12 protein-coding genes are annotated in these 12,588 nt (G+C 38.0%); 7 read left to right on the top strand and 5 right to left on the bottom strand.

The genetic code is table 11. The features are described 5' to 3' along the window. The 4 genes from PMI13_RS02585 to PMI13_RS20530 form a co-directional block, all read left to right on the top strand. Positions 1–814: AAA family ATPase (locus PMI13_RS02585; RefSeq protein WP_007840389.1), on the top strand; the 814-nt coding region annotated here is incomplete at its 5' end. Continuing rightward, positions 814–2,259, top strand: coding sequence for a 5-methylcytosine restriction system specificity protein McrC (locus PMI13_RS02580; RefSeq protein ID WP_007840383.1), 1,446 nt, complete (start codon positions 814–816; stop codon positions 2,257–2,259). The genes PMI13_RS02585 and PMI13_RS02580, both read left to right, overlap by 1 nt. Positions 2,260–2,619: 360 nt before the next feature. Further along, positions 2,620–2,823: a hypothetical protein gene (locus tag PMI13_RS02575; RefSeq protein ID WP_007840381.1), complete on the top strand. Its 204-nt coding sequence runs from the start codon at positions 2,620–2,622 to the stop codon at positions 2,821–2,823. Between the two features lie 59 nt (positions 2,824–2,882). Further along, positions 2,883–3,668, top strand: coding sequence for a GLPGLI family protein (locus PMI13_RS20530; RefSeq protein WP_007840378.1), 786 nt, complete (start codon positions 2,883–2,885; stop codon positions 3,666–3,668). 86 nt (positions 3,669–3,754) lie between these two features. Here the strand turns inward: PMI13_RS20530 and PMI13_RS02565 are convergent, their stop codons facing one another. The 4 genes from PMI13_RS02565 to PMI13_RS02550 form a co-directional block, all read right to left on the bottom strand. Next, positions 3,755–4,927 carry a T9SS type A sorting domain-containing protein gene (locus tag PMI13_RS02565; RefSeq protein ID WP_007840376.1) on the bottom strand — a complete coding sequence of 391 codons (1,173 nt, stop codon included), beginning with the start codon at positions 4,925–4,927 and terminating at the stop codon, positions 3,755–3,757. Between the two features lie 401 nt (positions 4,928–5,328). Then, entirely contained in the window at positions 5,329–5,913 is a 585-nt protein-coding gene (locus tag PMI13_RS20525) for a hypothetical protein (protein WP_007840374.1), read from the bottom strand. 143 nt (positions 5,914–6,056) lie between these two features. Beyond that, on the bottom strand, positions 6,057–6,824 hold the full coding sequence (locus tag PMI13_RS02555; protein ID WP_007840372.1) for a methyltransferase domain-containing protein: 768 nt from the start codon (positions 6,822–6,824) through the stop codon (positions 6,057–6,059). Between the two features lie 159 nt (positions 6,825–6,983). Beyond that, complete coding sequence (locus tag PMI13_RS02550) at positions 6,984–7,454, bottom strand: Lrp/AsnC family transcriptional regulator (RefSeq protein WP_007840371.1); 471 nt, start codon at positions 7,452–7,454, stop codon at positions 6,984–6,986. Between the two features lie 144 nt (positions 7,455–7,598). On the opposite strand from PMI13_RS02550, the gene PMI13_RS02545 reads away from it, so the two are divergent. The 3 genes from PMI13_RS02545 to PMI13_RS02535 all read left to right on the top strand — a co-directional run bounded on the left by PMI13_RS02545 (position 7,599) and on the right by PMI13_RS02535 (position 10,070). Beyond that, positions 7,599–8,993, top strand: a complete 1,395-nt coding sequence (locus PMI13_RS02545; RefSeq protein ID WP_034670051.1) for an MFS transporter — start codon at positions 7,599–7,601, stop codon at positions 8,991–8,993. A 125-nt stretch (positions 8,994–9,118) separates the two neighbouring features. Further along, the gene (locus PMI13_RS02540; protein ID WP_156104460.1) at positions 9,119–9,442 is read left to right on the top strand and encodes a TolC family protein; all 324 of its coding nucleotides are present in this window, start codon (positions 9,119–9,121) and stop codon (positions 9,440–9,442) included. A 61-nt stretch (positions 9,443–9,503) separates the two neighbouring features. Continuing rightward, positions 9,504–10,070, top strand: coding sequence for a DUF2652 domain-containing protein (locus PMI13_RS02535; protein ID WP_007840368.1), 567 nt, complete (start codon positions 9,504–9,506; stop codon positions 10,068–10,070). A 131-nt stretch (positions 10,071–10,201) separates the two neighbouring features. Here the strand turns inward: PMI13_RS02535 and PMI13_RS02530 are convergent, their stop codons facing one another. Then, the gene (locus PMI13_RS02530) at positions 10,202–12,463 is read right to left on the bottom strand and encodes a glycoside hydrolase family 3 C-terminal domain-containing protein (RefSeq protein WP_007840366.1); all 2,262 of its coding nucleotides are present in this window, start codon (positions 12,461–12,463) and stop codon (positions 10,202–10,204) included. Between the last annotated feature and the right edge of the window lie 125 nt (positions 12,464–12,588).

Below are 12,588 nucleotides of genomic sequence, written 5' to 3'. Positions count from 1 at the left end.
CTTTCCTTTTGGGGAGAAGATTACAGCCCAGATTGTAGCCATTAAAGAAGACGGCTTTATCTACAATTTTCCGGACAGGGAAGAGATCAAGTATAAAATTCTTTTCAGCGATATGGAGAAAATATACAATAACTGGAATGAAATCTCAAAACCCATTGACCTGCGGGACCAGGAAATCAAGATGGGGCTGACGATGAAGGGCAAATACCCTTACTATTACAGGATCCTGCAACAGCTCATCGCCACCAATGCCAATAAAAACAACCCCGTTATTAAAGAAGACCTTAAAAACTATGTGCTGGTGATCGACGAGATCAACAGGGCCAATGTATCCTCTGTTCTGGGTGAGCTGATCTACGCCCTTGAATACAGGAATGAAGCCGTAGAGAGCATGTATGAAGTGGAAGGCTGCAAAGAGCTGGTGCTTCCGCCTAACCTCTACATTATCGGGACGATGAACACGGCAGACAGAAGCGTAGGGCATATTGATTATGCTGTAAGAAGGCGTTTTGCTTTCATCACCCTGCCACCGAGAAACCTGAAAACGGAAGACGGGATGCAGAACTTTGACGAAAGCTTATACCATCAGGTGAATAAATTATTCGATGAAAATTGTTCTCCTGAGTTTGAAAAAGAGCATATCCGGTTGGGACATTCCTATTTCATTGATCAGTCTGCCGAAAATAATACGGCAGGAATGGCCATCAGGCTGGAATACGAGATCAAACCGATCCTGAATGAATACATCAAAGACGGTATGCTGATCGGGGAAGATGTCAAAGAAAAAATTACCAATCTACAGGCTTCATTATAATGGGAATCCGGCTGTCTGAGCATAAAAGCTTCACCGTCTCCCGGATTACGGAGGGCGAAGAAATTTTAGATAATGATCTTCTCTTTTTGAAATTATCCGAACCTTCCTATGAATTATTTAAGGACGTTAAATCAAAACCCTATAATTCCAACGGAAACAGCTATGCCGTAAAAGAAGAAGCCGGATTTTACAGCATTAAGGCAGATTATTACGTAGGGCTAGACTGGCTCGGGAATACAGGCCGAACGGTCTGTGTAGAGCCTAAAATCAACCCTGGTTTAACGGAATATTTTAATGACTGTCTGGAATCTGATGAAAACTCTTCCGAAGAATATACCGCTGATTACAGGGTAGAGCAGGTTGAAGTTAATTACCTTGACCTCCTGCTTCAGATCATGTCTTTACCTAAAACGGCAGAAGCATCAGAAGGCGTGATCCGGATCGACTGGGAGGCAAAATACATCAGGATAGACCGTAAAGACGACAGGCTTACCCCATTCCTTATCGTGCAGTTTTTACAGGTGCTAAAGGCAATTGTAAGAAAAGGGTTAAAAAAATCATACTATAAGGTACGGGCCAATCTAAACAACAGGGCTAAAGGGAAAATACTGGTGGGTGAGCACATCAGGCAGAATGTTTTTAAAAGCAGGTTTACTTCCACATTCTGCGAGTTCCAGGTATTTGGAGCCGATCATATTGAAAACAGGTTCCTGAAAAAGGTGTTACAGTTTGCTGTCAGCTATATAGAAAACAATGAGTTTTTATTTTCTTCCAATATTGATTCCGTAAAGAATATTGTCAGCTATTGCAGGCCCGCTTTTGAGCTGATTGGGGAGGATATTGAAGAAAAGTATTTGAAAAATATTAATCTGAATCCGTTTTTTAATGAATATAAGGAAGCTTTACGGATCGGGCAGTTTATTTTAAAACGCTTTTCGTACAATATTACCAAAACCGCACAGCAGAAAACAGAAACCCCGCCGTTCTGGATTGATATGCCACAGCTGTTTGAGCTTTACTTTTATTACCAGCTGCTAAAAGCAAATCCTTCTGATGAAAAATACATCCATTACCAGTTTAGCACCTATGGGAACTCACTGGATATCCTCATCAGCAAGCCCGGCTTCGAAATGATAATTGACGCCAAATACAAGCTGAAATACAATAAAAGCCACATTCACCAGGATATCCGGCAGGTATCGGGATATGCACGCCTGAAAAAAGTGATCCATCAAATTAAAGCTGATAACCCCGAATGGGAAGAAAATAAAACCATCGACTGCTTAATCATCTACCCGGAATTAAAGATGCCCTCCGAACAGCCGCATGAGAGCCCGGGAAAATTCAGTTTAGAAAATATAAAAAAACAATTCCGTAATCCTGAAAACCAGATAATGGCTTACGATAAGGTTTTTAAACTTGGAATAAGCTTACCGGTATTATAATGTGTTCTTACTTTTGGTGATGCCGCCAATGAATAAACTTTTGGGTCGATTGCGGATCGCTTTTGAGCTCTGCGATTCTACATTTAAGCTGTATTATGGCCTGCTCAATTTCATTCTCTGTTTTCTCTTACCATTTCCAAGTATTTGCTCTGATTGAAATATATTTTATTCTATTAAATAAGCCTTTTATATATTATGTTTTATAGACATTGAGATTAGTCGTTGTTTTTTACGAATGATTTCTAATATCTATGAAAAGTACATGTTACAGCGATTTAACATAAGAAAATAATTCCCAGATGATTTGAATTATTTTATATTTTCGAGAAGAATTTAAATAATTAGTCATAAAAAAAAACAATGATGAAAAAAACAATTTTATTAGGCGCTATTTTATTAGCTGGTGTGGTATCAGCGTTTCCTTTTAGGACGTCTTGCGGGCATGTTGTAAATGTTACGCAAACACAAGGATATACAATGGAGCAAATAACAAACTTTTTAGAACTTGTTAATTATAATGAATGTGGTACTACTCCCAAAGGAATAACTCTTTATATTCATTAATTAACTCTAATTCAACTCCAAGCAAAGTATGACCAATACTTTGCTTGAATATTTAAACTATGAAAATTTATTACAGCCTATTTTTCTTTTTCTTTATAATCATTATTAAATCTCAAGGAGGGTTTAACGTTGTATATGAAGCCGATTATAAATTGGTTTATAAAAGTCAAGCCAAAAATGCTATTATTCAGGATGCTGCGTTTGCTCTTTTGATGAATGAGAAAGAATCTTACTATAAAAATATGAATCAATATGTTGGAGATTCACTTCGTTTTGAAAAAAAGCTTCATGAAAACAGTCCGGTTGAAGAACAAATGAAATATACTTCCGAATTTCCGGAAAATATAGGAACAACAACAGGAAAGCTTTATGTAACTTTTAAAACATCTAATGAATACTTTAAATATGAAGAAATAAATAATATCAATTGGCAGCTTATAAATGAATTTAAAACGGTTGGAAAGTATAAATGCCAAAAAGCCATAACAAAAAAATATGGTAGAACTTGGATTGCATATTTTACTAAAGAAATGCCTTTCCCTTTTGGTCCGTACAAGTTTAGTAAATTACCAGGATTGATTCTAGAAGTGTTTGATAACAAAGATGATTATCATTTTAAGATATATAATTTCAGAAAAAGGAAATATTATTGTAATTCTGCTAATTTGCATTCTAATGCTAAACTAGTGAAAAAAGAAAAAATATTTGACTATCGACGAAAAGAATTAACGGATCCCACTCTTTATAATAAATTCATTGAAGATCCTGATGAACGTCGTTCTCTCCTTAAAAAGGCAGGAGATCGAGCAAAAAATTATAATCCTATCGAATTAAGCATAGATTAATAATTACAGCTTTTTTAAATTAAAAAACGGCCGGTGAGAAAACCTCATCGACCGTTCTTTTTTGAAAAATAAAATATATCAAAGATTTAATCTTTTATCATCATTTTTTTAGAATCGATAACCTTTCCGTCGGCAGTCATTGTATACAGGTAAGTGCCGGATTGAAGATCAGAGCCGGACAGGCTGATCGTTCCGTTTCCTTTTTCACGTAAAGCAAAAGTCTTTACCAGCTGGCCTGAGATACTGTAAATTTCAATTGATGCTGTTTTTACTTCTTTTGGAAGATAATACCTGATGCTTGTCTCATGCTTTCCGGGGTTGGGAACATTTTGAAATAATGTGGGGATATCCGAAGACGAGATCAGAGTTGATGAAGTTCCTTTATTCAGAAGCAGTTGCTTCAGCTCTTCAACGGTATTTTCAAGGCTTTTAACACGGTCTTCCAGTTGCTGGATGGTTTCATCAGAGTTGGCCATTCTGTTGAGGGATGTATTGGAAACCATTACATTTCCGCTGGGATCCACTACCAGTGCACGGCCGCTTCCCGTAGGAAGGTTTTCATGCCTTACCGTTCCCACCGTGTGGAAATTGGCGGTTGGGGCTATCGTACGCACGCCGACACTTTGGTCTTTAATAAGCATTGTTGGGGTAGTAGATAAGCCGAGCATGATGGATAACGGAATATTATTCGTTAATTTAACACCTCCGGTTCCGGATCCGATAACAAAAGAACGGTTTCCTGTTGCGGCCAGGTCAATCCCGAATCCCCCGGAATAGACATCTTTAAGGTCAATACCCACACCCAGAGCAAACTGGTTGTCATTTCTGATGGTATTTTTCCATCCCAGGGCTACAGATTTTCCGGCATTATTAAGAACTACATTGGCCTGTCCGCCAATAATATTGGCACCTCCGCCGTTGGTAAGGTCATTTTCCCAACCGCTCACCAGGGAGCTGCCGGCCTGCGAACCCAGGATATTGGAAATACCATTCACAATACTTCCTTTTACTTTTGCCACATTGGAATTGTTGATGGCATCAACGATAAACGAGCCTGTTTCATTAAGGATGGCCTGTCCGGGATTGGAAGAAGCGCCGTTGGTTCTCAGATAAAATGGCCTGGGGTCTACCGTACCGGCGTAGTTGGCAGGTGTAATCCCCGGATTTCCGGTAAGCTGCCATTGAGCATTAGCGATTCCTGCTAGAAATACCATAGCAGCTGCCAGTCCATTTTTCATGGATAATAAGTGTGTTCTCATAAGTTTGAATTTTTGATGGTCGTTAGTTATCACTAAGGTATGAAATAAAATGATCCGAAAACAGCTTTAATCACCCGGAAGAGATATTTGTATGTTGATGGTTATCAGGAATATAATGGTAATAAGGAAATATTGGATTATACTTAATTTCTATGGTATTTATTTATGAAATCTAATTATTTGGATTCCTTTTTCATATAGAGGTTTAAGCTTGGTTTTAATGATTTTAAAATTTCGTGTTTCCGGAATTTTACCATAAAAAATATGGATACCATTTTGACAGATCCTTTAACTGTGATTCCGAATTATACGAATCAGGTATCTACATCTCACTGAATGTTTGGAAATCATTTTAACGGAAAATCAACTAAAAAAGACCATCAATGCGATGGTCTTTATTGTTAATCAAGTTTTTCAACCTTGATGTATGTCTTTCCCTGGCTATCTTTCCATGAAGGGCCTTTTACAGAAATGGTATTGCCTGCCTCGTAGCGCTTGTACTGGCTTCCGCTTTTCTGGAGATTTACAATACTGATAGTTGCTGCATATTCCTTGCCTGCCGAATCCTGGATGGTGGCCATATAACCATCTTTACCGTTTTCAATTTTGGTGATTTTTCCGGTTACTGAAATAGTTTCATCTGTCTTGGTACCTGAAAGTTCAGATGCTGTAATCTGAGTAACTCCGTTATTGTCCCATGAATTTCCTTTTACGGAAATCGTATCACCTACTTCATAGCGTGTAAACTCGCCGCCGCTTTTTTGGAGATTGATAATGCTGATGGTTGCTACATATTCTTTACCGGCAGCATCTTTAAAGGTGGCCATATAGCCGTCTTTACCGTTTTCGATATGGGTAATGGTGCCGCTTGCAGCAACTGTTTTGTTTGTATTCATATCCGTTGAATGGGGTGTTTTACTGGCTGTACAACTTTCCATATTGAATATTCCCAGACTTAAACCTGCGATCAGGATTGTTTTTTTCATGATTGATAATCTGTTTATTTATTAAGAGCTTTTTAAAAGTATTATTCCTATCTCAAAGCCCGTACCAAAAGAGACTTTGAATCGTAAATTAAAGATTCTGTAAGCTAAATCAGGAATAAATGAAATCTTGCATAAACAAAATGTTATTTTTTTCTTCCGTAAATTAAGATTCTTTTAAAGGCATAAATTGCAGGAAGTTTTGTAAAATTAGCGGCAATACGCTTTTTGTATTCAGTCGTAAAAGTTACCTGCTGATTTGTATCCAGTTTTTCCAGATACGGAATCAAAGCTGACCCTGAAATAAAATTAAATAAGGTCTCATGATCTTCTGCGATGATAGGGTAGATTTTTTGGGAAAGATTCAGGTCCTCAATACCGTTATCAAACAGGATCTGAGCATATTCATCTATGTTAAGTACGGCTGAAGTACGGTTCCAGCTGTTTAACTGAGTTTTAAAAGGTTCCTCTGATGCCAGATCAAAAAGGATCTGATTGAGCACATTCCCAGGCTGATAGGGCATTTGTATGGCCAGTTGTCCGTTGGTTTTCAGCTTTGAGATCAGCTTAGGAAATAGGTTCTGATGATCATCAGACCATTGCAAAGCGGCATTACTGAAAATCAGATCCCAGCTTTCATCAGAGCCGAGCATTTCTTCCGTCGTGGCTTTTCGGAAATGAAGCCGTTCATGTTCCAGCATTTTAGACTTTTCCAGCATTTCAGAAGAAGAATCAATACCAATAAACTCAGCTTCCGGAAATTTTTCCGCAAGAATAGCCGTTTGTTCACCTGTGCCACAACCCAGGTCAATGGCTTCCATTGGAGTTTCAGCAGCAATAAGATCGGCCAGATCATAAAAAGGTTTGAAGCGGATATTTTTAAACTGATTGTAAATTTCAGGATTCCAGGGCATAATTTGTAATTTTAAATGATGACTTCAATTTAGCAATTCCGGAATAAACGAATGAATAAAAAGGATTAAAAAACTCTTAAAAGTAAATATGATGCAGATTGGAGGTTTAAAGTTCAGAAAATGAAAATAGTTCTCCATCCCTAAATATTAATTTCCATTCTATACTATCTGGCAGCTTTCCTTAATGCTGTTCATGACAAAAATGCTTTTCGTTTGCCCGATACCTTCAATTTCTGAAAGTTTGTTCACAAAAAACTCATGGAATTCATCCATATTCGGGGCAAGAATTTTTAATAAAAAATCAAAATCGCCACTGATGTTATAAAATTCAACCACTTCTTTCAGCCTGCCCACTTCTTCGATAAACCTGGTGGCGATCTTTTTATTGTGTGCATTCAGGGCAATCATACAGATTACCATCATTCCTTTATTCACTTTTTTACGGTCGAGAACAGTGGTGTATTCCTTGATGATTCCTGATTTTTCCATACGTTTTATGCGTTCATGCGTTGGGGTTGGGCTCAGGTTGATTCGCCCGGCAATATCCCGTACGCTGAGTTTTGCATCTTTCTGTAATAAACGCAGAATTGAAAGGTCTTTTTCGTCCAGGGTGTAATTGTCTGTTGCCATTTGTTCTGTTTTTTAATGATGAAACTAAATCTTGAAGTTTATATGTTCTTTCTATTTTGTATTATATATAAATATGTTCCAAATTTATGTGATAATTTTTACATATGTTCTGATATATTTAATTTTGTAGGAAATTTGAATAGTATGGGAACAAGAAAGAATCTGATTTTAGTTTTGGCATCAGTAGGAACATTTGTAGAAGCGTTGGATATTGCTATTATTAATTTAACGATTCCCTCTATTCAGGAGCAGTTCAATATTGGGGCAGAAACAGTACAATGGCTACAGACTCTGTACGTTTTATTTTTTGGAGGTTTTCTGATTATCGGCGGAAAGCTTTCGGACCAGATCGGGCGTAAGAAAATTTTCTTAATCGGTGGGCTCATTTTTATGCTGACCTCTTTAGGGGCGGGGCTGTCAACAAATTTCCAGGTCCTGGCAGTATTCCGTGCTTTACAGGGATTGGGAGCAGCTTTTATCATGCCCTCGGCTTTATCAATCGTTACCAATACTTTCCGGGAAGAGCAGGAGCGGAACCGTGCATTAGGAATCTTCAGTTCCTTTGCAGCCATAGGATCGGGAAGCGGGCTATCTATTGGCGGGATTATCAGCACTTATTTAAGCTGGCACTGGGTATTTTTGATTAATGTTCCTATTCTTTTCGTCACTCTTATTTTAGCCTATCAACATTTACCGGCAGATGAAAAAGTGAAGAGCGGGCAGAAAACAGATGCCGTTACCGGGATACTACTGGTTTTAGGGCTGTTAAGCTTAACCTATTCTACCCATGAATTGATACAGATCCAGGAAAAGCCTTTTCTAATCATAAGTTCTATGCTCTTATCGGTTTTACTTTTAGGGTTTGTGTTTTATCGTTTGAAAACAGTTGCACAGCCTCTGATTGATCTGCAGCTATTCAGGCATCAATCATTACTGGCTTCCAATCTTGTTTTCTTCACTCTGGGTGCATTTTTCATTGGATTTTTGTTTCTGATCTCATTAATGCTGCAGAAAGATATGAATCATAGTGCTGCTTCAGCAGGGTTAATGCTGGTACCGTTCAGTATTTTGTCAGCATTAGTTTCAAAATTTGTTTTGCCATACATTTCAAAAAGATTAAATGCTGTCCAAATGGGAATTTTCGGATGGATTTTTATGCTGATGGGAGGTATTGCTTTACTGATCTCTGTTTATATGGGTCATCCGCTTACATTGGTCTTACTGGGGGCAGCGTGCATTTCAGGAATCGGAATGACCTTCTGCTTTACCGCATTATCTATTTTAGGAATCAGGGATGTAGAATCTGCAAACTATGGGGTGGCATCAAGCTTAAGTACGACCAGCTATTTTCTGGGAGCAGGTATAGGATTGTCATTCATGACACTGATGAGCCAGATTTTCCCTTCAGAATATGCTGTTGGTAATTTAAACCTGGGAATCTTAATAAGCTATGCAGTAGGAGCAATTATCATATTGATTGGGCTTGTTTTCAAAGAAACTAAAAAATCCCGGAAATTTACAGAACTATCCAACGGGTAAAACTCGTATAAACTACAAAATTTACAAGAGGAAATAAAAATTTATTCAATAGAAGCGGGCTTTAGCCCGCTTATCAATAAAGTTATCTTCAACGGCTTTAGCCAAAACCTAAATAAGTTTTAAACATTAAGAAAATTGAAGTAAATATTCAGTCTGAAATTAATTTTAAACAATCCGTTTTAAAGGCAGTAGGGGAAGCTTCTGATGCATTGGTTCAGATTCAGAAACTGGAAGAGCAGCAGAAAATTGCAGAAGGATTGATTGTAAAATCAAATGAAACGGTGAAAAAAGCTGATATTTTATTTAAATACAATTCAACAACTTATGTGGAAGTAATTCTGGTGCAGACCAATAAGCTTCAATCTGAATTGGATCTTGCTTCTTTAAAAACACAACGGTTAAATGCCATTACCAGCGTTTATCGGGCGGTAGGCGGCGGATGGCAATAAAGTAAAATGAAACCTGTTGCGTCTTAGAAGATACAACAGGTTTTTTTAAATTAATATGGTTATGAAGAATACAAATATAGATCAGGGCATCATACTTATTCCGGACTTCAATGGATTTACCGAATTTGTATTCAATACAAAACTTTATACAGGAGAATATATTGTAAGGCAATTACTTTCTACATTGATTGATGTAAATGATAACTGTTTTGATATTTCCGAAATCGAAGGCGATGCGATCCTGTTTTACCGGTATGATTCCAATCCGTCTTACCGTAAGATTTCAAAAATGCTCCTGAATATGAAGAATGCTTTCAACCGGAAAATCGAAGAGCTGAGTGAGATATTGGATACATCGATAGATCTTTCCCTGAAATTTATTATCCATTACGGAAAGTTTTCGCAATATAAAATCGGGAATTTCAGAAAGCTGTATGGGAAAACAATTGTTGAAGCTCATCAGCTGCTTAAAAATAATTTTGCTGAACAGCCGTCTTATGCGCTATTCAGTAATTCTTTTTTTGAAAGCAGCCGTGATTTTGAAAATCATTTCAGCGATCAGCTTTATCTGCCCGATGTAGGTGTTATTCAGTATTTTAAAAATATAAAACAAAAACAGCATTTCTAATTTTTTCCTTGTAAATTGCTATTGCTAAGCCAGGATCACTCCCGGGCTTTTGTGTTTAGGATGCTTTAAGAATGGCGGAAAATTAAAAAAGCTACCCGAAGGTAGCCTGATCTATAAATAATTGAAATGTTTTATTTCAAAGTAAATTTCACTTTCGTTTTGATTGCATCCGAAGAATTTCCGATCAATGCTTCAAAATCTCCGGGCTCAGCTACCCATGCGTGTTTATCGGCATCAAAGTAGCTTAAAGCCGTTTTATCAATGGTGAATGTCACGTCTTTCTGCTCTCCCGGATTTAAAAATACTTTTTCAAAACCTTTCAATTCCTTTGCCGGACGTGGAAGTGAAGATTTCAGATCACTGATATACAATTGGGCTACCTCAGCACCTGCTTTTTTCCCTGTGTTTTTTACCGATACCGTGAAAGTAATGGTACCATCCTGGGAAACGGTTGTTTTATCAGCTGTAGCCTTTCCGAATTCAAAAGTGGTATAGCTTAATCCGTGCCCGAAACTGAATAATGGTTTGATTTTTTTTGTATCATGCCAACGGTATCCTACGAAAATTCCTTCATTGTAGGTAATATTGATAGGGTTTTTCTGGTCTTTTCCTTTTCCTGCTTCCAATTCGGCTTTATTTCCCGGATATTCTCCCAATTGGTGAGCAGAATTGTCTTCAAGTTTCACCGGGAAAGTAAACGGCAGCTTCCCGGATGGGTTAGCATCACCTGCTAAAACAGAAGCAATAGAATTTCCTGCCTCAGAGCCTAAATACCAGGACTGAACGATCGAAGGAACTTCTTTTACCCAAGGCATTGCTACAGCATTTCCTGAAACTAAAACTACCGCAAGATTTTTATTGGCTTTAGTCAGAGCAGCGATAAGGTTGTCCTGATTATAAGGCAGTCCGTAGCTTTTTCTGTCATTCCCTTCACTGTCCTGGAAGTCGGCTTTATTCAATCCGCCAATGAAAACCACAAAATCAGATTTTTTTGCCAGCTCTACAGCTTCGTTTAATAATTCAGCTGCAGATCGGCTGTCTTTTAAATCCTGTCCGGATTTTACTCCATTGTATTCGCCCCCGATGTCTCCTACATATCCTCTTGCATACTGTACATCAGCCTGTTTTCCGAATCTTGCTTTGATTCCTTCTAAGGGCAGGGTCTCATATTTCACTTTCAAAGAAGATGAGCCTCCGCCTACAGTCATAATTTTAATGGCATTCTCACCGATTACCGCAATTTTCTTAGTCTTACTGATATCTATCGGAAGAATATTTCCCTGATTTTTCAGTAAAACAATTCCTTCTTCACCAATCTCTTTTGCAACAGCTTTATGCTCTTCAGAGGCAATATTTCCGAAAGGCTTATTTCTGTTCATTGTTGTTTTATAGGCCAGATTAAGCAGTCGGGTTACTTTGTCATCAAGTTCTTTTGTTCCTACTTTTCCGGCTTTGATTAAATCCGAATAGGGTTTGGCCAGATAATAATTGTCGTACGCGTTTTTCGTTCCGGCGGAAAGTCCGTTGGTCCAGCTTCCGAATTCAAGATCCAATCCGTTGTGGATGGCCTGTTCAGTATTATTTACAGCACCCCAGTCGGAAACCACTACACCTTTATATTTCCATTCGCCTTTTAAAATGTCATTTAAAAGATACTGGTTCTGGCTCGCGTATTGGTTTTTATACATGTCATAAGCACCCATGATCGTCCAGGAATCTCCTTCCGTAACTGCAGCTTTGAATGCAGGAAGATAGATTTCATACAGGGTTCTGTCATCTACCGTTACATCGCTTGTATGACGGAACATTTCCTGGTTATTTAATGCAAAATGTTTTACACTGGTTGCTACCCCGTTTGACTGTACTCCCTGAATATAAGGAACTACCATTTTAGAGGTCAGGTAAGGGTCTTCACCCATGTATTCGAAATTTCTTCCGTTCAGTGGAGTTCTGTAGATATTGACACCGGGTCCCAGAAGAATATCTTTTTTTCTGTATCGGGCTTCTTCTCCGAGGGCTTTACCATAATTCCAGGACATTTTTTTATTCCATGTGGCTGATAAAGCCGTTAATGCAGGATAAGCAATAATAGAGTCATTCGTCCAGCCTGCCTGGTTCCATTCGTCCCACATTACTTCAGGACGCACACCATGAGGGCCGTCTGTAGTCCAAAACTCAGGGATTCCCAACCTTGGAACGCCTGGTGAACTGAATTTTGACTGAGCATGAAGCATTGCTATCTTTTCTTCCAGGGTCATTCTGGAGAGGGCATCCTGAACACGCTGCTCAACGGGTTTGGATTCATCCAGATAAACGGGTAAAATATTTGTCTGAGCCATTGAAGAAATTGAAATAAGAGTGAATAAACTTACGATGGCAGTTTTCTTTAACATAAAAACCTTTTTATTGATTGGGTAACAAAAATACATAAAATATTTATTATCTCAAATTGAGATAATGTATTTTGTCAATAATTTTTAGAGTTAAGAGTGATAAGTTGATATTAAATTATCATTAT

Origin of the sequence: Chryseobacterium populi (assembly GCF_000282115.1) — a bacterium.
In the GTDB taxonomy this organism is placed as follows: domain Bacteria; phylum Bacteroidota; class Bacteroidia; order Flavobacteriales; family Weeksellaceae; genus Chryseobacterium; species Chryseobacterium populi.
Note: the sequence above shows the minus strand (reverse complement) of the source record. Positions and strands in the feature narration are given on the sequence as shown.